The 22,071-nt window shown below is 71.1% G+C and carries 23 protein-coding genes; 17 read left to right on the top strand and 6 right to left on the bottom strand.

Annotated features, from left to right (window positions below; all coding sequences use genetic code 11):
* Positions 1-30: 30 nt before the first annotated feature.
* Positions 31-1,209 carry a helix-turn-helix domain-containing protein gene (locus AB0M88_RS20365; protein ID WP_364104112.1) on the top strand — a complete coding sequence of 393 codons (1,179 nt, stop codon included), beginning with the start codon at positions 31-33 and terminating at the stop codon, positions 1,207-1,209.
* A 55-nt stretch (positions 1,210-1,264) separates the two neighbouring features.
* On the opposite strand, the gene AB0M88_RS20360 is transcribed toward AB0M88_RS20365, so the two are convergent.
* A complete protein-coding gene (locus tag AB0M88_RS20360; protein WP_364104109.1) occupies positions 1,265-2,287 on the bottom strand; it encodes an ornithine cyclodeaminase family protein in 1,023 nt (340 codons plus the stop codon).
* Between the two features lie 89 nt (positions 2,288-2,376).
* On the opposite strand from AB0M88_RS20360, the gene AB0M88_RS20355 reads away from it, so the two are divergent.
* The 7 genes from AB0M88_RS20355 to AB0M88_RS20325 all read left to right on the top strand — a co-directional run bounded on the left by AB0M88_RS20355 (position 2,377) and on the right by AB0M88_RS20325 (position 8,236).
* Positions 2,377-2,757 carry a PPOX class F420-dependent oxidoreductase gene (locus tag AB0M88_RS20355; protein ID WP_364104106.1) on the top strand — a complete coding sequence of 127 codons (381 nt, stop codon included), beginning with the start codon at positions 2,377-2,379 and terminating at the stop codon, positions 2,755-2,757.
* Positions 2,758-3,300: 543 nt separating this feature from the next.
* On the top strand, positions 3,301-3,642 hold the full coding sequence (locus AB0M88_RS20350) for a hypothetical protein (protein WP_364104103.1): 342 nt from the start codon (positions 3,301-3,303) through the stop codon (positions 3,640-3,642).
* A gap of 242 nt (positions 3,643-3,884) precedes the next feature.
* A complete protein-coding gene (locus AB0M88_RS20345) occupies positions 3,885-4,949 on the top strand; it encodes a tripartite tricarboxylate transporter substrate-binding protein (protein ID WP_364104101.1) in 1,065 nt (354 codons plus the stop codon).
* Positions 4,950-4,951: 2 nt separating this feature from the next.
* A complete protein-coding gene (locus AB0M88_RS20340; RefSeq protein ID WP_364104098.1) occupies positions 4,952-6,496 on the top strand; it encodes a tripartite tricarboxylate transporter permease in 1,545 nt (514 codons plus the stop codon).
* Entirely contained in the window at positions 6,493-7,041 is a 549-nt protein-coding gene (locus AB0M88_RS20335) for a tripartite tricarboxylate transporter TctB family protein (protein WP_364104095.1), read from the top strand. Before AB0M88_RS20340 ends, AB0M88_RS20335 begins: the two co-directional genes overlap by 4 nt.
* Positions 7,038-7,622 carry a cupin domain-containing protein gene (locus AB0M88_RS20330; RefSeq protein ID WP_364104092.1) on the top strand — a complete coding sequence of 195 codons (585 nt, stop codon included), beginning with the start codon at positions 7,038-7,040 and terminating at the stop codon, positions 7,620-7,622. The genes AB0M88_RS20335 and AB0M88_RS20330 overlap by 4 nt, the downstream gene beginning before the upstream one ends.
* Entirely contained in the window at positions 7,622-8,236 is a 615-nt protein-coding gene (locus AB0M88_RS20325; RefSeq protein ID WP_364104089.1) for a cupin domain-containing protein, read from the top strand. Before AB0M88_RS20330 ends, AB0M88_RS20325 begins: the two co-directional genes overlap by 1 nt.
* 4 nt (positions 8,237-8,240) lie before the next feature.
* On the opposite strand, the gene dacB is transcribed toward AB0M88_RS20325, so the two are convergent.
* Positions 8,241-9,851 (bottom strand): D-alanyl-D-alanine carboxypeptidase/D-alanyl-D-alanine-endopeptidase, encoded by a 1,611-nt coding sequence (gene dacB / locus AB0M88_RS20320; RefSeq protein ID WP_364104086.1) that lies wholly within the window; start codon positions 9,849-9,851, stop codon positions 8,241-8,243.
* Between the two features lie 177 nt (positions 9,852-10,028).
* Here dacB and AB0M88_RS20315 point away from each other — a divergent pair, with 177 nt between their 5' ends.
* On the top strand, positions 10,029-10,583 hold the full coding sequence (locus AB0M88_RS20315) for a carboxymuconolactone decarboxylase family protein (RefSeq protein ID WP_364104083.1): 555 nt from the start codon (positions 10,029-10,031) through the stop codon (positions 10,581-10,583).
* Positions 10,580-11,434 (top strand): RNA polymerase sigma factor SigJ, encoded by an 855-nt coding sequence (sigJ, locus tag AB0M88_RS20310; RefSeq protein WP_364104080.1) that lies wholly within the window; start codon positions 10,580-10,582, stop codon positions 11,432-11,434. The genes AB0M88_RS20315 and sigJ overlap by 4 nt, the downstream gene beginning before the upstream one ends.
* Before the next feature lie 31 nt (positions 11,435-11,465).
* On the opposite strand, the gene AB0M88_RS20305 is transcribed toward sigJ, so the two are convergent.
* From AB0M88_RS20305 to AB0M88_RS20290, 4 genes are read right to left on the bottom strand one after another with little or no spacing between them, the layout of a single operon-like run.
* Positions 11,466-12,353, bottom strand: coding sequence for a polysaccharide deacetylase family protein (locus AB0M88_RS20305; RefSeq protein ID WP_364104077.1), 888 nt, complete (start codon positions 12,351-12,353; stop codon positions 11,466-11,468).
* Complete coding sequence (locus tag AB0M88_RS20300) at positions 12,350-13,039, bottom strand: isochorismatase family protein (protein ID WP_364104074.1); 690 nt, start codon at positions 13,037-13,039, stop codon at positions 12,350-12,352. Before AB0M88_RS20300 ends, AB0M88_RS20305 begins: the two co-directional genes overlap by 4 nt.
* Positions 13,039-13,914: a CoA ester lyase gene (locus AB0M88_RS20295; protein ID WP_364104071.1), complete on the bottom strand. Its 876-nt coding sequence runs from the start codon at positions 13,912-13,914 to the stop codon at positions 13,039-13,041. The genes AB0M88_RS20300 and AB0M88_RS20295 overlap by 1 nt, the downstream gene beginning before the upstream one ends.
* The gene (locus tag AB0M88_RS20290; protein WP_364104068.1) at positions 13,911-15,248 is read right to left on the bottom strand and encodes an FAD-binding protein; all 1,338 of its coding nucleotides are present in this window, start codon (positions 15,246-15,248) and stop codon (positions 13,911-13,913) included. Before AB0M88_RS20290 ends, AB0M88_RS20295 begins: the two co-directional genes overlap by 4 nt.
* A 161-nt stretch (positions 15,249-15,409) precedes the next feature.
* Between AB0M88_RS20290 and AB0M88_RS20285 the strand changes: the two genes are divergently transcribed.
* The 7 genes from AB0M88_RS20285 to AB0M88_RS20255 are packed head-to-tail and all read left to right on the top strand — an operon-like array spanning position 15,410 to position 22,067.
* Positions 15,410-16,009: a pyridoxamine 5'-phosphate oxidase family protein gene (locus AB0M88_RS20285; protein WP_364104065.1), complete on the top strand. Its 600-nt coding sequence runs from the start codon at positions 15,410-15,412 to the stop codon at positions 16,007-16,009.
* Positions 16,006-16,371, top strand: coding sequence for a hypothetical protein (locus AB0M88_RS20280; RefSeq protein WP_364104062.1), 366 nt, complete (start codon positions 16,006-16,008; stop codon positions 16,369-16,371). The genes AB0M88_RS20285 and AB0M88_RS20280 overlap by 4 nt, the downstream gene beginning before the upstream one ends.
* Entirely contained in the window at positions 16,364-17,677 is a 1,314-nt protein-coding gene (locus AB0M88_RS20275) for an MmgE/PrpD family protein (RefSeq protein WP_364104059.1), read from the top strand. Before AB0M88_RS20280 ends, AB0M88_RS20275 begins: the two co-directional genes overlap by 8 nt.
* Complete coding sequence (locus AB0M88_RS20270) at positions 17,677-18,333, top strand: aspartate/glutamate racemase family protein (RefSeq protein WP_364104056.1); 657 nt, start codon at positions 17,677-17,679, stop codon at positions 18,331-18,333. Before AB0M88_RS20275 ends, AB0M88_RS20270 begins: the two co-directional genes overlap by 1 nt.
* Positions 18,330-19,883, top strand: a complete 1,554-nt coding sequence (locus AB0M88_RS20265) for a sugar ABC transporter ATP-binding protein (RefSeq protein WP_364104053.1) — start codon at positions 18,330-18,332, stop codon at positions 19,881-19,883. Before AB0M88_RS20270 ends, AB0M88_RS20265 begins: the two co-directional genes overlap by 4 nt.
* Positions 19,880-20,962, top strand: a complete 1,083-nt coding sequence (locus AB0M88_RS20260) for an ABC transporter permease (RefSeq protein WP_364104050.1) — start codon at positions 19,880-19,882, stop codon at positions 20,960-20,962. Before AB0M88_RS20265 ends, AB0M88_RS20260 begins: the two co-directional genes overlap by 4 nt.
* On the top strand, positions 20,904-22,067 hold the full coding sequence (locus AB0M88_RS20255; protein ID WP_364104047.1) for a substrate-binding domain-containing protein: 1,164 nt from the start codon (positions 20,904-20,906) through the stop codon (positions 22,065-22,067). The genes AB0M88_RS20260 and AB0M88_RS20255 overlap by 59 nt, the downstream gene beginning before the upstream one ends.
* Positions 22,068-22,071 lie beyond the last annotated feature (4 nt).

The following is a 22,071-nucleotide window of genomic DNA, read 5'->3' as shown; positions in this document are numbered from 1 at the left end:
GGCCGTTCCCCGGATAGCATCGGACTTCCGATGGCCGAGGAACCCCGCTTCGCGCACGCCCCCCGCCGGGGCGCCATCTTCGACATCCTCGACACGGCCAGCGTTCTGCTCGACGCGCCGCTGATCCTCGAGGACGCCGACCTGAACGTGATCGCCTGGTCGGCCGGTCAGGCGTCGGCCGACTCGGAGCGGCTGCGGTCGATCGTCGACCGGCATCCGGAGCCGTGGCTCGTCGACGTCCTGCGCCGGCGCGGCATCCTCGACCGGCTGGCCGGCGGTGCGGGCCCGCTGTTCGCGCCGCCCGCCTCGGCCGAGGCCCAGCCGCGGATGGGCTGCGGAGTCCTGATCGACGGCCGGCTGGCCGGCTATCTGTGGGCGGCGACGGCGAATCCGTTCGACCCCGAGCGTGCCGGCCGCTTCGAGGCGCTCGCGCAGACCCTGGCCGAACTGCTCGGCCACGACACGGACGCGCCGCCCGGCGCGCTGACGCCGGCCGATCTGGCCGGCAACTCACCCGCCCTGGAGCGGGTGGCGACCCGGCTCGGCCTCCACGACCGCACGATCTCGCTGCTCGCCGTGCCGGGCGCCGGTCCCCGAGCGGCCGCCGCGGTCCAGCTGATCCTCCGCTCGCTGCATCCGGAGCCGCTGGTCGTGCCGGGCGAGGACGCCACCTGGGCGGTGCTGCCGTGGGACCGTCCGGAGCGGGCCGCCGCGCGGGCGCGGCAACTGGCCGAGGTGCTCGCCCGGCAGGAGCCGGGCCCGGTCGCGATCGCCGACCCGGTCGTGGGTCACCGGCGTCTGCCGGCGGCGATGGCGCAGATCCGCCTCATTCAAAACCTTCAACTCCGGTACGGCCGGCCGGCCGTCGCCGCCTTCGCCGACGTCCAGGTGCCGTACGCGCTGCTGCACCTGAGCCGTGCCCTGGACGCCGACGGTCAGCGGCTGCGGGGCGTCGTCGACGCGCTGCGGGCCCACGACGCGGAGAAACACACCGAACTGGTCGCCACGCTCCGGTCCTACCTCGACTCGTTCGGTGACGCCGGCGCCGCGGCGCAGAGCCTGCATCTGCACACCAACACGTTCCGCTACCGGATGCGCCGGATCGTGGAGCTGACCGGATTCGACCCGCGCGACGGCGAGCAGCGCTTCGTGGCCGAGCTGCAGCTGCGCCTGCCCGACGACGGGCACCCTCCGGCGCCGGAACGGTGACCTTCTCCGCCCGTTGTCAGGACCGGCCATCGTCAGCTTGGCTCGGGGGGACGGTCTATCGGTAGCGCAGCATCGTGCCGACCTCGGCCGCCTGCGCGCGGGTCAGGATCAGGTCGGCGAGCGCGACGTCGAGGATCGACAGGCCCCGGTGCCAGAACAGGATGCGCTCGTCCGGGTGCTCCCGGCCCGGTTTGCGGCCGCTGACGATGTCGCCGATCTGGGCGTACACGGTGTCCTCGGTCAGCCGGCCGGTGTCGACGTGGGCGCGCAGCGCGCCGAACCGGCCGGAGCGGGACTCCCGCCAGTCGTCGACGACCACCTTGTCCATCACGTCGAGCAGGTCCAGCTCGACGGCACTGACCGTCCCGTACGGAACCACGAACGCGCCGGGCCGGACCGCGGCCGTACGCAGAAGGGGTTCCGGCTCTTCGAGCCGGGAGGCCTCGACCAGGATGTCGGCCTGGTCGAACGCCTCGTCGGCCGTCGCCACCGCGCGCACCGGGGTCCCGGTCACCTCGCGCAGCCGGGCGGCGAAGGCCTCCCGCGACTCGGGACGCCGGCTGGTCACCCGGATCTCCTCGAGCGGGAACAGGCTGTCGAGCATGGTGACGTTGGAGAACGCGGTGCCGCGCGCGCCGACGTGGCCGAGGACCCGGGAGTCGGGGCGGGCCAGGAATTTGGCGCCCACGGCCGTCATCGCGCCGGTGCGGACCTCGGTGATCAGCGTGGCGTCCAGGATCGCCAACGGCACCCCGGTGGTGGGGTCGTAGAGCGTCATCATCGCCAGCTCGCTGGGCAGCCCGCGCTGGTAGTTGGGCACGAAGTCGCCGACCACCTTGATGCCGCTCAGGCCGTGCTCGCCCAGCGTCGACACGTGGCCGCGGAGGACGTTGAAGTGGCCCACGCCGCCGTTGTCGGGCACGAGGTGGGTGCGCGGTTCGAACACCGTGCGGCCGCGGCCGTGCGCGTCGACGACGGCCTCGACGGCCGCGATCACCTCGGCGCTGGTGATGCCGAGGCGGTCGATGTCGGCCCCGGAGAGGAACCGGAGCCAGATCTCGGAGCCCGCGTGAATCATGATATGCAGCCTATAGCGTGGGTGTTCCAAGCCATTCAAAGAGCGCGACCCGGCGCCCGGCGTCGACAATCCCGGGCTACGGTCTTCCCATGAGCGTCCCCGCGGACATCGCCAGCAGCAAACAGATAAGCCTCACCACCTACCGCAAGAACGGCACGCCGGTGTCGACCCCCGTCTGGCATGTGCCCGGCGGCGACGCGCTGACCACCGTCTCCGCGGCCGACGCCGGGAAGATCAAGCGCATTCGCAACAACCCCCGGGTCGAGGTCACCGCCTGCGACATCCGCGGCCGGATCCAGCCCGGCGCGCAGCCGGCCCCGGGCATCGCCACCCTGCTGCCGGAGTCCGAGACCGAGAAGGCGCGCCGCCTGTTGGAGAGCCGCTACATCAGCGCGCGCATCGGTGGCTGGTTCGCCCGGACCTTCCACATCCGGCGCCCGCCGGCGATCGCGATCGTCGTCGCCCTCTGAGAGAGCGCTTCTGTTCGGGCGTGTTCGGCCGGCGGCGTCGGGTCCGGCGTTCGGCAGGTCCGCCGTGGGCCAGGCGGCGGGCCATGGTGTTGATCGCGGCCAGCGGACGAAGGGTTCCGAGACGGCCGGATCGCGTTCGTAGTCACGGGCCAGGCTGCGTTCGACGACCCGGTCGATGAGCCGGCCGGCGAAGCCCTGATCGGCGAACACGAACCGGATGGGTGTGCTCAGATGGGTGGAGAGCAGCGTCGTCTTGGCGCCGTCGCGGGCCTGCCACGAGGCGGCCATCACGCAGACCACGGCGAGTAGGCCGAGGGTGTCGGTGACGATGAACCGCTTACGCCCGTTGATCTAATGGCCGAGAACTCGGGTCTGGCTTGTAGGCCTGAGGGGTGTCGGTGGCCGGCGCCGGTGCGACGCCTTCCGTTGATTCGGGTTGGAGCTCCCAAAGAAGACTGGCGGGTGCCGGCGCCGGCCACGGCGACGCCCGAGTTCTGCTCGCAGCCGCCCCCACCCCGGGGACAGGCCGCGAAGCTGACCCGCGTGCAGCTGCGGGCGGTGCTGAGGAAGGCCGGCCGCAAGAACACCATCGATGCCGGGGCAGCGCGACTTCTCATCGCCCTGCGGGTAACACAGATGCGTCAGCTTCCGCTGGTCGAGCAGGCAATAGGCCGCCAGGCGATCGCGCTGCTGCGGCAGCTGGGGGCCAACTGCATCAGCGCGGACGAGCTGGCCGAGGCGGCCGACGCAGCGTTCTGCAACCATCCGGACGCGCCGATCATCAACAGCTTCCCCGGCAGCGGCGAGCTCACCGGCGCTCGAGTATTCGCTGAGATCGGCGACGACCGGTCACGCTTCCGCGACGCGAGAGGTATCAAGGCCTAGTCGCCCCCGCCGCGGGACCGGGCGGAGGGTCGCGCGCCATGGCGGTGTGGCCGGCGGCGCGCAGGAGGAGATCGTTCGGGCGGTGGCGGAGCGAGATCGCGCCGGGACAGGTGCCCGAGCGGTGGTGTTTCGGATCGATGTCAGGCGGATGACTCGTTGACAAACGGTATGACCATCAGTCCATACTGTCCGGGCATGTAATCCAGCGCACACTGTCGATGTCTCACCAGGTGGAGCAGTCCATGACCTTGCGCGACAGGATCTCTCGTCACGGTGGTGTGGTTGCCGGAGCTCTGCTCACGCTCGCGCTCGGCGCCTGCAGCGCCGGCGCCGGAGCCGGCGGATCGAGCGGCGGCGACAGCAACGGCGGCGACGCCGCGAGCTTCTACAAAGGCAAGACCCTTCAGATCATCGTTCCGTACGGCCCGGGCGGCGGTTACGACCAGTGGCCACGGCTGCTCGAGCCGTACATGAAGAAGTACCTCGGGGTGGCCGCCGTCAAGGTGGTCAACGCGCCCGGTGGCGGCGGCCTGATCGGGTCCCAGCAGATCTACGACGCCAAGGCCGACGGACTGACCATCGGTGACACCAACGCCGGCGGCGACGTGTTCGACCAGATCGACAGTGCCCAGGGCTACAACATGGACGTCACCAAGTTCAACTGGATCGGCCGGCCCGACGACGACCCGCACGTGATCGCCGTGCGCAAGGGCACCTTCGCCGACTTCAACGCCCTGATCTCGCAGACGCGGACCATCAAGGCGCTGGCCACCGGCAAGGGCAGCTCCGACTACAACGCCGCGGTCATCGTCTACAACTCGTTCAAGGTGCCGTTCCAGATGGTCGCCGCGTTCAGCGGGTCGAGCGACGAGAAGGCGGCGTTCCTGGCCGGAAACGGCGCGACCGCGTCCCTGTCCTCGTCGGACATCGCGGCCGCCGGGTCCAAGGTCGACGCGGTGGTCGTGGTGTCGTCGCAGCCGTTCGCCAAGCTGCCCGACGTGCCGACCGTGGTCGACGTGGCCAAGCAGAAGGGCCTGCCGCAGAACACCGTCGACGCGCTGAGCGCCCTGAGTGACGTCATGGACCTGGGCCACGCCTTCTTCGCCCCGGCCGGTGTTCCGCAGGACCGGCTGGCCCTGCTGCGCAGCGCCTTCCAGCAGTCCATGCAGGATTCCGGACTGCTTGACGCGGCGCAGAAGGCCGGGCTGTATCCCGGCTACGAGTCGGGCGACGATCTGCAGAAGGCGACCGCCGACGCCCTCACCCACAAGGATCTGTTCACCGGCCTGCTCAAGACCGCGAGCTGACCGTGTGGAGCAACCTGCTCGACGGGCTCTCCTCGCTCGGTGCGCCGCAGGCGATCCTGCTGCTGCTCGTCGGCACCCTCGTGGGCACCGTGGTCGGGGCCATCCCCGGCCTCGGTGGGGCCGTCCTGCTGACCCTCCTGCTGCCGTTCATCTACAACATGCCGGTCGTGCCGGCGCTGGCGCTGCTGCTCGGCGCGCACACCGGCATCTACTTCAGCGGATCGATCACGGCGATCCTCTTCAACACCCCGGGCGCGCCCGAGTCGGCGGCGACCACGTTCGACGGCTATCCGATGACGCGGGCCGGGAAACCGGCCCGGGCGCTGGGCATCTCGGCCGCGTCGACCACCATCGGCGGGTGGGTCGGCGTGCTGCTGCTGATGATCCTGATCCCGGTGATGGACAGGCTGACGACGCTGTTCCACCCGTCGGAGTTCCTCGCCCTGGCCATTCTGGCGATCGTCCTCATCGGGCAGATGCGGGCCCGGTCGACCACCAAGGGCCTGATCTCCGGCACGGTCGGGCTGATGATCTCCTATGTCGGCTACGACCCGATCACCGGCGTGCAGCGCTTCACCGGCGGCCAGGCCTCGCTGTACAACGGTTTCGACATCACCGCCGTCGCTCTCGGGCTGTTCGCGTTCGCCGAGATGTTCCGCCTCTACGCCCAGCGCAACGCGGCCGCGGGCCGGGCCGACAAGGTGAAGCTCGGCGCCAAGGAGCCGGGCACCCGCATCCGCGACGGCATCCGCGACGTCGGCTCACACAAGTGGCTCACCCTGCGGTCGTCGATCCTGGGCACCGTGCTCGGCATCATCCCGGGCGTCGGCGGTGTGGCGGCCAACTTCGTCTCGTACGGCCAGGCCTCGCGCATCTCCAAGCACCCGGAGCTCTTCGGCACCGGCATTCCCGAGGGCATCATCGCCCCCGAGGCGTCGTCGATCTCGAAGGAAGCGGGAAACCTGCTGCCCACCGTCGCGCTCGGTGTGCCCGGTGGTGTCGGCATGGCGGTGCTGATGAGCGGCTTCACGATTCTCGGCATGGTGCCCGGGCCGTCGATGCTGGAGAAGAACCAGAACGTGGTGTGGTCGATGGCCTTCGTCATCGCCATCGCGAGCCTGTTGGCCAGCCTGCTCGGCCTCGGCATGGTGCCGGGCCTGGTCCGCCTGGCCAACGTGCCCAGCCGCACGCTGGTGCCGTTCGTGCTCGCACTGGGCTTCCTCGGCGTCTACGCGGCCACCGACAGCCTCGGTCAGACGATCGCGGTGTTCTGCTTCGGGCTGGCCGGCTGGGCGATGGTCCGCTACGGCTACTCGGTGCCGGCGGTGATGATCGGCTTCCTGCTCGGCAAGGTGGTGGAGAACAACCTCTACCTCGTCCGCAATCTGCAGGGCTGGGCTTCGCTCGAGCGGCCGCTGACCGCGCTGATGGTTCTGGTCACCGTCCTGAGCCTGTTTGCGCCGCTGATCCGCCGGCTCGGCCTCCGACGGCTGATGCGGACCGGGGCCGGGACGGCCCCGGCGATCCCGGTGAAGGAGAGGGTATGAGCAACGGCACGCTCTCCGAGCGTCGGCCCCGGCGCCCGTACGGCGAACTGGCCGTCGACGTCATCCTGGTCGCCGGCATCGCCGTCTACCTGATCGTGGCCCAGCGCTACCCGAAGGACGGCCGGGAGATCCCGACCGTTGTCGGCACGGTCGCCCTCGTCGCCGCTGTCATTCAGCTCATCGGCTGGTTCGTGCGTCCGATGTGGAGCTTCACCCACGGCGACCCGCCGCGGCGCACCGACATCGCGGGTGGCGTGCCGGAGTCGGCCGCGCCGCCGCTGTCCGAGGAGCAGCCGGCCGACGCGACCGACTTCCACCCGCACCGCGACACTCTGCTCATCATGGGCTGGGCGGCACTGTTCCTCGCGCTGATCCTGGTGGTCGGCTACGTGTACGGCGTACCGCTGTTCTTCCTCGCGTACTTCCTCGCCCGCCGCCAATGGAGGCTGGCGATCGCCTCGGCGATCGTCATGTTCGGGCTCACCGAGTGGGTCTTCATCCAACTGCTGACCGTCCCCCTACCGGCCGGAGTGATCTTCCGATGAGTGACGACGAAACCCAGGACGACACCAGCTACCTGTACCACTCCAAGAAGGACCGGGTGTTCGTCCGCGGCATCCAGGGCGACTACGGGCTGAGCGACGAGCTCAAGCGACTGCGGTCCATGCCGCGGGTCCGCAAGGCCTCGGAGATCAAGTTCGTGGACGGCCCGCAGGCCTACAGCCGGCACTACGTCGAGCCGAAGGACGGCATCACCCAGACCTTCCACCTGCACCTGGAGGAGTACGGGCCGGGCGGCCGGTCGCAGAAGCACGGGCACGTGAACGAGGCCGCGTTCTACATCCTCGACGGTGCCGGCTACGAGATTCACGACGACGAGCGCTACGACTGGGAGGCCGGTGACATCGCGATCGTGCACAACAACTGCGTGCACCAGCATTTCAACGCCAGCCCCGACCGGCCGGCCCGTGCGCTGGTCATCAAGACCAAGCCGATGTACCTGTTCATGAACATGCTCTTCCAGAAGCAGGTCGAGGCGCGGCACACCCGCCCGGCCCCCGGCGGCGAGGGCTTCGCCCCGCGCGAGGAAGAGACCGACTACAACCACCCCGAGGAGACCTACTGATGGCATGGGGCGAGCACGCGGCCTGGGTTTCCGGCCACGAGCGTGGTGACTTCTACGGCCGGCTGCTGGCCGACGCCGCCGAGGCGCCGCAGCGCAACGCCGGGCGCAAGAAGATCGTCAAACCGTCGGACATGCCCTGGGAGATGTCCCGGCAGGGCCTGCTCAAGCACATGATCAACGAGGGCATGAACACGCGCATGGAGACCGTCGACGTCTACATGCAGATCATTCCGCCGGGCAGCCGCTCGGGTAAGCACCGGCACCTGGCCGAGGAATGCCTCTACGTCCTCGAAGGCCACGGTTACGACCTGCACGTCGACTGCGACGTCGAGATCACCGACAAGTACTTCTGGAAGCCGCAGGACGAGGTCCAGCGCTTCGAGTGGGAGGCCGGCGACGTCGTCTACGTGCCGCCGAACACCATCCACCAGCACTTCAACGCCGACCCGGCGCGGCCCGTGCGCCTGATCTCGGCCATCAACCGCATCTACAAGCAGTGCGGGCTCAACGACCTCGAACAGATCGAGGACGCCCCGGAGTACGACCCGGACCTGGTGCTCGACGCCGAGACGATCCGCCGGTTCCTGCGGGCGCCGACCACCGTCGCCACCTGACCCGTCAGCAGGCGCCCGGCACCCAGGAGCACTCGACGTCCTCGCCGTTGCGGGTGACCACGTGCGGCTCGACCTCGACGCGGTTCAGCCGGCGCCGCGTCAGGCCGGCCGACTGGGCGGTGCCGGAACTGGCCAGCGCCACGGCGGCCCGGTCGAGAAGGTCGGCGACGCTGGACGGCGCGGAGTTGGACACCGAGGAGAAGACGAGCGTGCGACCGGAGGCGTCCTTGACGTACCCGGAGAGCGCGTTGACGCCGGTCAGGGTGCCGGTCTTGCCGTGCAGGTTCTCCGCCGCCGGGGTGCCGGCCATCCGGCTCCGCAGCGTCCCGCCGATCAGCGGGTCGGGGTCGCCGGCGATCGGCAGTGCCGCATACCAGGTGGGGAACCACGGGCGGGCCTGCGCGGCGTTGAGCAGCGCGGCGATCTGAGCCGTGGTCAGCCAGTCGCGGCGGCTCAGCCCGGAGCCGTCGCCCATGCTGATCCGGCCGGTGTCCACGCCGAGCCCCGTGAGCGCGGCGGTGGCCGCCGCGAGCCCGGTCGGCCAGCCGCCGGCCGACCCGGGCGTCCGGGCCCGGCCCATCGCCTTGGTCAGGAGCTCGGCGTGCCCGTTGTTGGACAGCTTGAGGAACGACGGCAGCAGCTGGGCGAGCGTGATCGAGGCGTGGTCGGTGAGCAGGGTCGTCCCGGTGGCCGGCGTCGTGCCGCTGGTGGTCGTGCCGGTGATCGTGACGCCGTGCCGCTTGAGGGCGTCGCGGAACACGCCGATCGCGAGCTTCGCCGGGTCCCGCACCGCGACCAGGCTGGTGTGGGCGGCGGCCGGCTCGAGCGGAGTCGAGCCGCTCACCGTGATCGTGTCGCTGCCGTGGGCTCGGGTCGCCGTGACCGTGTCGGCCGAGCCCGGCCGGCCGGTGACGGTGTGGTTGACGATGGTGACGACCGAGTTGGCCGGGGTCACGGTCAGCACGCCGGCCCGGCCGGCCGCCGGGCCCGGCCGGTCGGCGATCGAGAGGGCACCGGTGTCGTAGTCGGCGTCGGCGGCCACGGTCAGCGCCGAGATCGGCGCATTGTCGAAGTACGTCTCGTCCTGCCACGACCAGTCGAGCCCGAGCGGCACGTGGTCGAACCACGAGTCGTCGGCGACCAGCGTGCCGGTGACCTTCTTGACTCCCGCCCCGGCGACCGCGGCGGCCAGTGCGTCGAACCGCGCGTAAGTCAACGTCGGGTCGCCTTGCCCGTGCAGGTAGAGGTTGCCGGTGACGGTCGAGCCACTGCGCTCGCCCGAGTAGCGGGCCACGGTGTGGAAACGGTAGCCCGGGCCGAGCACGTCGAGCGCCGCCGCCGAGGTCATGAGCTTCTCGTTGGACGCCGGGATGACCCGCTGGCCGGCGTTGTGCGAATAGATCACCCTGCCCGTGGCGCCGTCCCGGACCTGCATGCCGGTGGTCGACCCGTCCAGGCGCGGGTCGGTGAGCACCTGGTCGAGGGTGGCGACCAGGGCGGCGTCGGAGGTGGTGCCGGCGGAGGCGGCTTGGGCCGCGGACAGCGCGAAGGCGGTGCCGGCGGCGGCCACCGCGGTGGCGGCCCCGACGGCGAGGGTACGGCGGGAAAGGCGCATGACGCTCCGCGGGACGAGTAGACGATCAACGGCGGCGCTCATGGTCCCACCGGGCCGGGGTGTGGAGACGCGGTTCGGCCGTGGCTCACCCGAGGGGTGGACCGGGGGCGTGGATGTCACGTTTTCCGGCCGGCCGGTGTCCTATGGGCACGTGTAACCGGGCAAGAGGAGAGCATCGTGGCACTACGCATCGAGAAGGCGGCCCTTCCGGAGGCGGTTCGGGAGGCATTCGTCAGTCAGGTCGGGGCCGTGCCCGAACCGGTCGAGGTCCTCTGGAACAACCCGAGGCTGGCCGAGGCCAATCAGGCCTTCACGGCGCAGGCCGGCGGGTTCGACGCGTGTGACGCGAGCCTGAAGACGTTCGCTCACATGGCGGTCGCGGCCCGCATCGGGTGCGGCTGGTGTCTCGACATCAACTACTTCCTCGCGCAAAACCAGGATCTGGACCTCGCCAAGGCGAGCCAGGTGCCGCGCTGGCGCGAGTCGGCGGTCTTCACGCCACTCGAACGGGATGTCCTCGAGTTCGCGGAGGCCATGACCGAGACTCCGACCGCCGTCACCGACGAGCTCTATGCCGGCCTGCTGGCCCGCCTCGGCCCGGCGGCCATGGTCGAGCTCACCTGGCTCATCGCGTTCGCCAACCAGGCGAGCAGGTTCAACACCGCGTCCGGGGTGACCTCGCAGGAATACTCGGCGGCCTGCGAGATCCCACTGGCCAGGTCCTCGGCATGAGTGACGACCCGTTTCTCGCCCACCGTCCGCTGCTGTTCACCATCGCTTATGAACTGCTGGGCTCGGCCGCCGACGCCGAGGACGTCGTTCAGGAGTCCTGGCTGCGCTGGGCCGGCGCCGACCAGGCCCAGGTGGGCGAGCCCCGGGCCTATCTTGTCCGGACGGTCACCCGCCAGGCGCTGAACCGGTTGCGAACCGAGTCGCGCCGCCGCGAGGTCTACGTCGGGGAATGGCTGCCCGAGCCGCTGCTCACCGCGCCTGACGTCGCCGACGACGTCGAGCTCGCCGAGAGTGTCTCGCTCGCGCTGCTGGTCGTGCTGGAGACGCTCGGCCCGACCGAACGAGCGGTTTTCGTTCTCCGCGAGGTGTTTCAGCTGTCTTTCGGCGAGATCGCCGACGCGGTCGGCAAGCCGGTGCCGACCGTGCGGCAGATCGCGCACCGTGCCCGCACCCACGTGGCGGCGCGACAACCGCGAGTGCCGGTGAGCCGCACCGAGCACGAAGCGGTCGTCGAGCAGTTCCTGGCCGCGTTGCGCTCCGGCCGGCCCGAGCAGCTCCTGGGCCTGCTCGCTCCCGACGTCGTCCTGATCGCCGACGGCGGCGCCTCGGCGACCGCCGCGCCGGCCCCGGTGCGCGGGGCCGAGCTCGTCGCCTCACTGCTCGCGCGCCCGAACCGGGTGGTGTCGCTGACCTGGCTCAACGGCTCGGCCGCCATCCGGGTCGACAGCGACCGGCAGCCGGCCGTCGTCAGCGTGACCGTGCAGAGGGGGCGCATCAGCCGCATCTACGCGATCGCCAACCCCGACAAGCTCACCCGGCTCACCGCACCGGTCCCGCTGGCCCGGGGCTGACGCCGGCGCGGTGCCCGGTGGCCGCGGGAGGTCACGCGGTGGCGCCGCGCCAGTGGTCGGCGATCTCGGCGCGGGTCGTCAGCCAGACGTCGGCGCGGGGGAGGAGCGCGTCGACGATTTCGCGGACGGCGTCAGCACGGGCGGCCTGGCCGCTGATCCGGGGGTGCAGGCCGATGCTGACGAGTGCCGGCGCCTCGTCCGGCTCGTGGGTCAGGAAGTCGACGGCGCGCAGGCAGTATTCGACGAAGTCGCCCGGGGCGGCGAAGGTGCCGTAGCTGTAGTGCGCGTCGTTGTAGGTCAGGGAGTACGGGACGACCAGCTGGTCGCCGTCGTAGTAGGGGAGGTCGTCGTTGTAGGCGTCGGCGTCGTACCGGAAACCGCCGTGGGCCAGCAGCAGCCGCCGCGTTCGGGCGCTGCGCATCCACCGGCTGTACCACCCGACCGGCGCGGTCCCGGTCAGCGACGCGATCCCGTCGTAGGCCCGGGCGATCGCGGCCGACTCCTCATCCTCGGTCATCGTCCACGACTCGGCCCAGCGATAGCCGTGCGCGCACACCTCGTGGCCGCCCTCGACCAGCTCCGAGACCACCGGCGGGTTGCGTTCCAGCGCCTGCGCCGCGGCGAACGCGGTCGCCCGCACCCCGCGCCGGCGCAGCAGCGAGAGCAGGCGGACCGCGCCGACCCGGCTCCCGTACTCGTACATCGACTCGACCGCGAAGTCGCGCTGTCCGCTGCCGGCGTTGCGCGGCACCTCGATCAGGCCCTCGGTGACGCCGTCCGGGTCGAAGGTCCGCTCCGCACCCTCCTCGATGTTGACGACCACGTTGACCGCCACCTTGGCGCCGCCGGGCCAGAGCCGCCGCGGCCGGTCGCGGCCGTAGCCGATCAGGTCGCGGCCGGTCAATTCAGGGCCGGTCATTTCAGGGCCAGAGCGCGGCGGAGGTCATGGGAGGGAACCACGTCGGCCGCCTGCCGTTCGAGGTCGAACAACGCGACCTCGTGCGAGATGGCGAGCCGGTCGAACACGCAGTCCTCGACCACGACCGTACGGAAATTGAGCGACATCGCGTCGATCGCGGTGGCCCGCACGCAGTTCGCGGTCGACCCGCCGGCCAGCAACACGGTGTCGATGCCGAGCTGGATGAGCAGCGCGGTCAGCGGTGTGCCGAAGAACGCGCTCGGCTTCTTCTTCACGAACACGTGGTCGCCGGGCGAAGGCGCCACCGCCGGATGGATCTCGGCGCCGGAACTGCCTTCCAGGCACCAGTTCTCGGTGTCGAGAAGGGACCGTTTGCGGCCGTAGGCGCCGATGTCGCTGCCGTCGCGAGCGAGCTCGAACCGGGTGTAGAAGACCGGCACCCGAGCCGCGCGCAGATCATCCAACAACTCGGCGAGGCGAGTCAGCGCCGCCCGCCCGGCGTCGCCGCACGAGGACGGGAATTCGGCGTCCGAGCCGGCGTCCGGCGCGACCATGTAGCGCTGGGCGTCGATGACGACCATCGCCGGCCGCTCGCCGACGCCGGCCTCGAGACCGAACCCGGCCCGCTCCAGGCGGTCCACTTCCGCTTCCGACAACAGCTTCCGTACGCCGTCCCGAATGCGCATCAGCGTTCTCCCGCCCGTTCGAGAAGTTGCCGGGCCCGGCGGGCGATCGGCTCGTCGACCAGCAGCCCGTCGACACCGACCGCCCCGGAGTCGGCCGCGAGCGCCCGCTCGTACGCCTCGACCACGCGCCGCGCCTGCTCGATCTCGGCGGCTCCGATCGCGAAGGCCTCGTTCAGCGGCGCCAGTTGGGTCGGGTGGATGGCGTGCTTGCCGCTGAAACCGAGTTGCCGGGCGAAGACCGCCTCGGCCCGGAGCCCGTCGAGGTCGGCGTACCGGCCGTAGACGCTGTCGTGCGGCGGCTCCAGCCCGGCCCGCGAGCTGACCAGCACCAGCTGGGTGCGCGCCCACGTGAGCAGCGCCGCCGCACCGCCGTTGACGGCCGGGTAGGCGATGCCGGTGAGTTCGGAGAAGTCGCCCGCCCCGAAGCCGAGGCACTTCAGTCGCGGTGACGCGCCCGCGATGTCGTCGAGCGCCGCGAAACCGGCCGGGGTCTCGATGATGCCGAGCAGCGGGACCGGGCCGAGCCCGCGGTCGCGTTCGAGCACCGCGAGGGCACCGTCGAGCCGGGTCAGCGTGGCGCCGCTCTCCACTTTGGGCACGACGATCCCGTCGAGTCCGGGCCGCACGACCGCGATCAGGTCGTCGACCCAGTGGGGGCCGCCGACCTCGTTCATCCGTACCCAGCGCTGTGGCCCCTCGGCGGCCGGCGACGCGAGGGACGACGCGCCGGCGATCCGGGCGTCCGGCTTGGCCGACGGCGCGACCGCGTCCTCCAAGTCGAGGATGACCGCTCCGGCCGGCAGGGTCAGTGCTTTCGCCGTCTTCGATGGTTCGGTGGCCGGAACGTAGAGCATCACCGGAGGAACGAGGCTCATGCGGCCACCGCCTCGGCGGCCAGGAGGGCCAGGCCGAGAGCCGGCAGCAGACCGTTGCCGGCCAGATAGCCGGACGCGCCGTGCCCGGAGATGCTCATCGCCGCGCCGCCCGAGGCGTAGAGGCCGGGGATCGGCGTGCGGTCGGGCCGTAACACGCGGGCCTGCCCGTCGACCCGCAGCCCGCCCTGGGTGTGGAACAGGGCCCCGGTGACGCGAACGCCGCCGAGCGGGCCTTCGAGCGGCGCCTCCCAACTCGTCCGTCCGAAGTGGTCGGATGCGGTGCCGGAGGCGATCGCGTGTGCCTCGGCGAGGGTCCGGGCGAGCCCCGACGGGTCGAGGCCGAACCGCGCCGCCAGCCCGGCCGCGTCGTCGGCCCAGTGCAGCGCGCCGGTCGCCACGGTCTCGCGGAAGTCGTCGAACAGCAGGCAGGCGTCGTGGATGCGGCGGTCAAGCACGATGACCGCGGTGCCGCCGGGCTGGGCGACGACCTGGTGCCCGAATTCGGAATAGCCGGTGGTCTCGTCGCCGAACCGGGAACCGGAGGCGTTGACCAGCACGCCGCCGTGCATGATCGTGGCCCAGCCGGTGAGTGTGTTGTGCGGCGTGGCCAGTGCGCCGTGGCCCTGATAGGCGTCCAGGAACGCGGTGTCGGCGCCGAGCCGGCGACCGATACGAAGGGCGTCGCCCCGCGACTCGGCGCTCCCGTGGTAGGTGGCCGCGGCCATCGAGGGGATGTGCGAGGCGACCAGGTCGCGGTCGGCGCCGAAGCCGTTGGTGGCCAGCAGCACGGCGCCGCAGTCGATGGTCTCGGTGGCGCCGCCCGGGAACTCGACGACCGCCGCGCCGTCGCGTACGCCGGTCAGCCGGGCCGGCGTCAGCAGGTCGACGCCGAGGGACGTCGCCTTGTCGAGCAGGCCGCGCAGCAGCAGCGACCCGCGCCGGTGCGGGATGGTGTGGCAGCGCAGCCGGCTGTGTCCCGGATACGCGAAGTCGGTCGCCAGCTCGATCGGCAGCCCGACGTCGTCGGCGAGCCAGGTGACCAGGCGCCCGCTGACCGACGCCAGCGACGTGGCCAGCTCACGGTCGGCCTGGCCGTGGGTCTTGGCCATGATGTCGCCGACGAAGAGGTCCGGCGAGTCGTCGATGCCGGCCGCCTCCTGCCAGCGGCTGCCGGCGCCGGGCACCATCGCGGTCGACATCGAGGTGTTGTTGCCCCGGCCGAACTGCGGGCTCGCCTCGACGACCAGCACCCGGAGGCCGAGCTGGGCGGCGCGGACCGCCCCGGCGAGTCCTCCACCGGCGCCGGCGACGACGAGATCGGGTTGTTCGCTCACATGAGACTCCCAGCCGTAGCGAGCTGTTCCTAAATGCGGAACGCTATCCCGAAAAATAAACGTACTCGTGAACCGGTCCTGGTCAAGGGCTTGTTGTGTTACCAGGACCGTGATAGAACGTCGTTGATCGGAACGGCGTTCCTATATGCGGGACGGATGACATGATCAGAGTCGAGAACAACGAGAGGCACCGCCCGGACGCGGCGGCGCAGCCCACTGACGTCATCGGCCCGGCCCTGCGCTTCGTGCGCGACGAGGCCGGATTCGCGCAGGTCTTCACGATCAACAAGGACGGATTCCCGGTCGGCCGCACGATGGTCGCCGTGCTCAACGAGGACTGGAGCGTCGACCTCGTCCAGCGCACCGTCCACCGCCGACTGGGCCAGTTGCGGCGCAACCCCCGGGTCGAGGTGATGTGGGCCGGCACCCCGCACGCCGGCTCGGTCAACGACCGTCCGCACGTCTACGACTTCGGACTCGCCATCCCGCGCGTGGTGTTCGTCCGCGGCCTCGCCGAGCCGATGAGCGACGAGCAACTGGTCGCCACCTACCGGCGACAGACGGCGATCCAGCGCGGCGGGGGCCTGACCAAGGCGCCCGAACGCACCGCCGAACAGGTGCTGGCCGAGCTCGCCGGCATCACGATCCGGCCGGTGCAGGTGCGGGCCGAGGGCTTCGACGTCGGCGCGGCCAGCTTCACGTGGTCGCCCGGGGCCGCGTCGTCCGGGGCCGCGTCGTCCGGGGATGGGGAGGCACCGTGATCAAGACGATTCTCGGCTACGACATCGAACCGGGCGTCACCGAGGACGAGTACGAACGCTGGCTGTTCGACGTCCACGTGCCCGACATCCTGGCCAACCCGCATGTCAGCAAGCTGGTCTTCAACCGGGTGACCGGCCGCGTCCCGACCCCGAGCGGCGGCGACACCCCGATCCCGGACGACCTCAGCTTCTACCGCATCGCCGAGATGCACTTCGCCGACCAGGACGCCTACGACGCCTACCGGGCCTGGTTCGCCGAGCACCCGATTCCGGCCGAGCGCAGCCCGAAGGGCCGCACCAAGTTCAGGTTCTACCTCGTCACCGACGTCATCGAGGTCGCGCAGGGCCGGGACCATGACTGAAGTCGACGACCTCGCCCGCTGGTCGAGCACGGTGGACTGGAAAGCCCAGCCGCAGAACGTCCAGGCCTCGGTGCGACGGGTGCTGAGGGACAGCCTCGCCGTGATGGTCGCGGGTGGGCAGCTCGCCGAGTCGGCGGCCCGGCGCCGGGCGCTGCCACTGTCCGACGGCCCGGCAACGGTGGCCGGCTCGAAGAGCACCACCGCGGTCTGCGACGCGGCCTGGCTCAACGGCTGCTCGCTGGTCGCGCTGGAACTCGACGAGGGCAACAAGGAGATCCGCGGGCACGCCACCGCACACGTCCTGCCGGCCGCCCTGGCGGTCGCCGAGGCCGCGCACCGGACCGGTCCCGAGTTCGCGGCCGCGTTCCTGGCCGGGCACGAGGTCGCGAGCCGGTTCGGCCGGGCGACCCGGCTGCACGCCGGGGTGCACCCGCACGGGAACTGGGGTGTCACCGGCGCGGCGGCCGCCGTCGCGCATCTCCACCGGGGCGACGCCCGGGCGACGGCGGCCGCCATCGACGCGGCGAGTGCGCTCGCGCTGGCCACGCCGTTCCCGGTCGCCCTGGAGGGACTGCCGGTCCGCGACGCCTGGATCGGGCAGGCCAACGCGTCGGGAATCCGGGCGTGGGCGGCAGCCGATTCCACGCGGGGCGCCACCGGCGTGGCCGCGCTCAGCCTCGGCCGGATTCTCGGCGAGTTCGACGCGGAGGCGCTCACGGACGACGCGCCCCTCGCCATCACGGGCGGCTACCTGAAACGGCACGCCTCCTGCTCCTACACCCACCCTCCGGCGGACGCGGCCCTCGCCGTACGGGAAAAGCGTGACCCGGAGGCCGGGGTCGAGGACATCGTCGTCGAGACCCATCGCCTGGCCGCCGCCCTCGACACCCGGATCTGGCCGTCGCGGCTCGCCGCGATGTTCTCCGTGCCCTATGTCGTGGCCACCGCACTGCGGGACGGCGCCTGTCCGCCGGAGGCCTTCGACGAGGCCCACCGGGCCGATCCCGCGCTGAAGGCCCTGGCCGCCAAGGTGCGTGTCGTGCACGACCCGGCCCTGGACGCCCGGCTGCCGAAAGAACGTGTGGCCCGGCTGCGGGTGCGCTGGACCGACGGCGGCGAGGAGGTCGTCGAGGTGCCCAATCCCGTCGGCGACGCCGACCACGAGCCGTTGTCCGAGGCCGACCTGACCGCCAAGGCGGTGATGCTGCTGGGGGCCACGGCACACCGGGTGCGCGATCTCGCCGACGCGCTGGTCGACGCCTCCGACGTAGCCGGCGTGATGGCTTCGCTGCGAGAGGAAAGCTGATGCTCAGAGTGAAAGCGATCGCGCCGCTGCGCCTGGACGACGCCGAGATGGTCCGGCGGCAGGAGCGCTACCGCCGGCTCGGCGGCCCGGATCTGGCGATCACGCTGGTCAATCTGGCCGGACCGGACGCGCCGGAACGATTCGACTCGGCGGCCGGGATCGCGGCGTCGGACCGCCTGACCGCGGCCGAGATCGAGCGGACCGATCCGGCCGAGTTCGACGTCGCGCTGCCTGACTGCGTGCTCGACCCGGCGATCGTCGGCCAGGGCGACTTCCCGGTGCCGGTGGCCGGGATCCTGCGGCTCGTCGCCGGGCATCTCGCCTCGCTCGGCCGGCCGTTCGCCGTGGTCACGCGCAACCGGGTGATCGGCGACGAGCTGGCGGCCCGCCTGGACAGGTACGCGCTCGGCGGCTGGCTCGACGGCCGCTACGTGCTCGACGTCGACTTCTGCCTGATCTCCGACCACCAGGCGTGGAGCGCGGCGATGAAGCCCCTGGAGGCCGAGCTGACCGCGGCCGGCGCCCGCACGCTGTTCAACGGCTGTTCGGCGGTCGACCTCGACACCGACCGGCTCGGCGACGTCGCCGTGGTCGACCCGACCGCGCTGGCGCTGCGGCTGCTCGCGGTCGCCGGCGAGGCGGGACTGTACCGATGACGCTGCTCCGCATCGACGGGTTGTCCAAGCACTTCGCCGGCGTCCCGGTGCTCACCGACGTGCGGCTCGAGCTCGGAGCCGGCGAGATCCTCGGCCTGGTCGGGCAGAACGGCTCCGGCAAGTCCACGCTGATCAAATGCCTGGCCGGCTTCCACCAGCCCGACCCGGACTGGCGGCTGGAGATCAATGACCACACGCTGACCCGGCCGCTCAACCCGGGCGAGCCGGCCGAGCTCGGCATCAGCTTCGTGCACCAGGACCTGAGCCTGGTCGGTGACCTCAGCGTGCTGGAAAACCTGCGCCTCAACCGGCTGGGCCGCGACCGGCGCTGGTACATCCCGTGGCGGGCCGAGCAGCGGCGGGCCCACGAACTGCTGGAGTCGTTCGGGCTCGATCTCGACCCGCGCGTCAAGCTGGGCACGCTGCGGCCGATCGAGCAGGCCCAGGTGGCCATCATCCGGGCGGTGCTCCAGCTGCGGGAGGCCGGCGGGGCCGGGGTGCTCGTGCTGGACGAGGCGACCACGTTCCTCGACCGCGCCGGGCGGGACAGCCTCTACACGCTGCTGCGCTCGATCGCGGCGAGCGGGGCCGGGGTGCTGTTCGTGTCGCACGACATCGGCGAGGTGCTCGGCCTGACCGACCGGGTGACCGTGCTGCGGGACGGCAAGGTGGTCAGGGACGCGCCGACCGCGGACCTCTCGGAGGACGACATCGTCGGCCTGATCGTCGGGGGCGCCCGGCCGGCGCCACTGGAGGTCCCGGCCAGGTCCCCCGACAAGAACGAGCATCTCGTGGTCACCGGGCTCGACGGCGAGCACGTGCACGACATCGCTTTCGAGGCGTCGGCCGGGGAGATCGTCGGCATCACCGGGATCGTCGGCAGCGGCTGGGAGTTCGTGCTCGAACACCTCTACGGGGCGACCACGGCCGACGCGGGCACGCTACGGGTGGGGGCCGGGAAACCCGTACCCCTGCATCGAATGACCCCGGTCCGAGCGCTCGGGATGGGCATGGTCTTCGTCCCGTCGTCGCGGCTCACGCAGGGCGTGATCGCCGAGTTGTCCCTCCGGGACAACGTGATGCTGCCGGTGGTCGGCGACTTCTTCCGCGGCGCCCGGCTGCGGCTGGGGCGGCTCACCCGGGCCTGCACCCGGCTGCTGCGTGACCACGCGGTGCAGCCGCCGGAGCCGGCCCGGCCGATCGGCACGCTCAGCGGCGGCAACCAGCAGAAGGCGGTGCTCGGCAAGTGGCTGCAGCTCGCGCCCGGCCTGGTGCTGCTCAGCGAGCCGACCCAGGGCGTCGACGTCGGCGCCCGGCAGCTCATCTTCCGGATCATCCGGGAATCGGCGGCGAACGGCGCCGTCGTGCTCTACGCCTCGGGCGACTGGGACGAGATCGCCCGGCTCGCCGACCGGGTGGTGGTCATCGCGGACGGCCGGGTGACCGCCACGTTCGACGGGAGCGTCTCCGTCGAGCAGATCGCCGGGGCCGCGTACCGCGGCACCCGGCGCAGCGCCGACCTGGCCCGCGCGGTGGAGGACTTCGCATGACCGTATCCAGGAAACAACGAAGGCACGGCGACGGATTCGTCCAGCGCTTCGGTGTCGTCATCGTCTGGGCGATCGTGATCGTGACCTTCTCGATCGCGCGGCCGGACACCTTCCCGACCACCTCCAACTTCAGCACCTTGCTCGCCTCCCAGGCGCCGCTCGGCATCGTCGCGCTCGCCCTGGTCATCCCGATGACCGGCGGCGACTACGACCTGTCGGTGGCGAGCACGCTCAACCTCACCTCGATGGTGGTCGCGGTGCTCAACGCGCAGCACCACATGCCGATCGGCGAGGCCGCCGTCGTGGGGGTGCTGGTCGGCGCGGTGGTCGGCGTCGTCAACGGCGTGATCTGCGTGTTCGGCCGCATCGACCCGTTCATCGTCACCCTCGGCGTCGGTACGTTCCTCGACGGCCTGACGCTCTGGGTGTCGAAGTCGGCCCCGGTCAGCGGCGTCTCCCAGAGCCTGGTCAACGTCGTCGTGGTGGACCGGTTCCTGGGCCTGTCGGTCGAGTTCTGGTATCTCATCGTGGCCGCGGCCCTGCTCTGGTACTTCTTCGACTTCACCCCGGCCGGGCGGCGGTTGCTCGTGGTCGGCCGGGGGCGCGAGGTGGCCCGCCTCTCCGGGCTGCGGGTCGACCGCATCCGGATCCTCGCGTTCGTGGCCGCCGGCACCCTCGCCGGCCTCGGCGGCGTGGTCTACGTCGGCACCAGCGGCTCGGCCGACCCGTCCGCGGGCACCTCGCTGCTGCTGCCGGCCTTCGCGGCGGTGTTCCTCGGCGCCACCACGCTCGCCCCGGGGCGCTTCAACCCGTGGGGAACCATGGTCGCCGTCTACTTCCTGACCACCGGCATCAACGGACTGGCGCAGCTCGGTGTGTCGACCTTCGTCCAGCAGCTCTTCTACGGCGGCGCTCTCGTCATCGCCGTACTTCTCTCCAGTCTCGTGGCCCGCGCCAACGGCCGGCGCCTGCGCCGCGCCGCGGCTCCGATCGAAGAAACGTCGAAGGAGAAAGATGATCATGAAGACCCGGATGGTCGCGGGCGCCGCGATCGCTCTCATGCTTCTGGCGGGCTGTAGTACGGCGTCCTCTTCGAGCAGCGGCAGCGGCAGCGGCTCATCCCCCGGCGGCGACGCCCCGCCCGGTGTGGCCACGGCATCCGCCCTGGTCAACAAGTACCTCGGCAACCCCGAGTTCACCTCGCCCGGCGACCCGATCGACGTGTCGGGCCTCAAGGGCAAGACGATCTTCAGCATCCCGGCCAGCTCGAGCGTCGCCTTCGTCAACACGGTCGACAAGGCGATGGGCGAATACGCCAAGGACCTCGGCATCAAGTACGTCGACTACCCCAACCAGCAGCAGCAGTCCCAGTGGGTGCAGGGCGCCAACCAGGCGATCAGCTCGCACGCCGACGCGATCGACCTGCTCGCCGGCATCCCTCCGGAGCAGCTCGCGCCGCAGATCCAGCAGGCCAGGGCGGCGGGCATCCCGACCATCGACACCAACGAGCGGGACCAGTCGCAGCCGACCGTCCCCTACGTCGCCGGCTACGCGTTCGCCCCGTTCAAGCTGGCCGGCCAGCTGATGGCCGCGTGGGCGACAAGTGAGACCAAGGGCAAGGCCGACGTGCTCGTCGTGTCGTCCAACGCCGACGTCAGCTCGCAGGCGGTGGAGGACGGCGTCACCGGCGAGATGTCCCAGGTGTGCCCGGGATGCAAGGTGCAGACGGTGAACGTGAACCCGGTCGACTGGGCGACCAAGCTCCAGACGACCGTCCAGGGCAAGCTCTCGGCCGACCCGAACATCAACTACATCCTGCCGGTGTTCGACAGCATGGCCCAGTTCATCGCGCCGGCGATCGTCTCGGCCGGGCGCTCGGGCAAGGTCTTCGTGGCCAGCTTCAACGGCACGCCGGCGATCGAGGACATGATCCGTACCGGGAACGTGGTCACCATGGACGTCGGCGAGAACACGGCCGACGTCGCGGCCGCCGGTCTCGACCAGGCCATGCGGATTATGCTGCACAAGCCGGCGGGCAACGAGCAGATCAACGTACGGATCATCAACAAGTCGAACGTCGCCGACGTCGGCACACCGGCCCAGAACGGCAAGGGGTACGGCGACGCCTTCCTCACCGGGTACGCGTCGGCGTGGGGTGTCTCGCCGTCGACACTCGGCGGCTGAGCCG

The organism is Actinoplanes sp. NPDC051411, from assembly GCF_040682075.1.
Lineage (GTDB): Bacteria > Actinomycetota > Actinomycetes > Mycobacteriales > Micromonosporaceae > Actinoplanes.
The sequence above is the reverse complement of the archived record's forward strand: the minus strand, read 5'-3'. Positions and strand labels throughout refer to the sequence as shown.

Excerpts from the sequence above, each read along its gene's own strand:
- AB0M88_RS20365 (WP_364104112.1), top strand. The coding sequence starts at position 31 with ATGGCCGAGGAACCCCGCTTCGCGCACGCCCCCCGCCGGGGCGCCATC.
- AB0M88_RS20360 (WP_364104109.1), bottom strand. The coding sequence starts at position 2,287 with ATGATTCACGCGGGCTCCGAGATCTGGCTCCGGTTCCTCTCCGGGGCC.
- AB0M88_RS20355 (WP_364104106.1), top strand. The coding sequence starts at position 2,377 with ATGAGCGTCCCCGCGGACATCGCCAGCAGCAAACAGATAAGCCTCACC.
- AB0M88_RS20345 (WP_364104101.1), top strand. The coding sequence starts at position 3,885 with ATGACCTTGCGCGACAGGATCTCTCGTCACGGTGGTGTGGTTGCCGGA.
- AB0M88_RS20335 (WP_364104095.1), top strand. The coding sequence starts at position 6,493 with ATGAGCAACGGCACGCTCTCCGAGCGTCGGCCCCGGCGCCCGTACGGC.
- AB0M88_RS20330 (WP_364104092.1), top strand. The coding sequence starts at position 7,038 with ATGAGTGACGACGAAACCCAGGACGACACCAGCTACCTGTACCACTCC.
- AB0M88_RS20325 (WP_364104089.1), top strand. The coding sequence starts at position 7,622 with ATGGCATGGGGCGAGCACGCGGCCTGGGTTTCCGGCCACGAGCGTGGT.
- dacB (WP_364104086.1), bottom strand. The coding sequence starts at position 9,851 with ATGCGCCTTTCCCGCCGTACCCTCGCCGTCGGGGCCGCCACCGCGGTG.
- sigJ (WP_364104080.1), top strand. The coding sequence starts at position 10,580 with ATGAGTGACGACCCGTTTCTCGCCCACCGTCCGCTGCTGTTCACCATC.
- AB0M88_RS20305 (WP_364104077.1), bottom strand. The coding sequence starts at position 12,353 with ATGACCGGCCCTGAATTGACCGGCCGCGACCTGATCGGCTACGGCCGC.
- AB0M88_RS20300 (WP_364104074.1), bottom strand. The coding sequence starts at position 13,039 with ATGCGCATTCGGGACGGCGTACGGAAGCTGTTGTCGGAAGCGGAAGTG.
- AB0M88_RS20295 (WP_364104071.1), bottom strand. The coding sequence starts at position 13,914 with ATGAGCCTCGTTCCTCCGGTGATGCTCTACGTTCCGGCCACCGAACCA.
- AB0M88_RS20285 (WP_364104065.1), top strand. The coding sequence starts at position 15,410 with ATGATCAGAGTCGAGAACAACGAGAGGCACCGCCCGGACGCGGCGGCG.
- AB0M88_RS20275 (WP_364104059.1), top strand. The coding sequence starts at position 16,364 with ATGACTGAAGTCGACGACCTCGCCCGCTGGTCGAGCACGGTGGACTGG.
- AB0M88_RS20270 (WP_364104056.1), top strand. The coding sequence starts at position 17,677 with ATGCTCAGAGTGAAAGCGATCGCGCCGCTGCGCCTGGACGACGCCGAG.
- AB0M88_RS20265 (WP_364104053.1), top strand. The coding sequence starts at position 18,330 with ATGACGCTGCTCCGCATCGACGGGTTGTCCAAGCACTTCGCCGGCGTC.
- AB0M88_RS20260 (WP_364104050.1), top strand. The coding sequence starts at position 19,880 with ATGACCGTATCCAGGAAACAACGAAGGCACGGCGACGGATTCGTCCAG.
- AB0M88_RS20255 (WP_364104047.1), top strand. The coding sequence starts at position 20,904 with ATGAAGACCCGGATGGTCGCGGGCGCCGCGATCGCTCTCATGCTTCTG.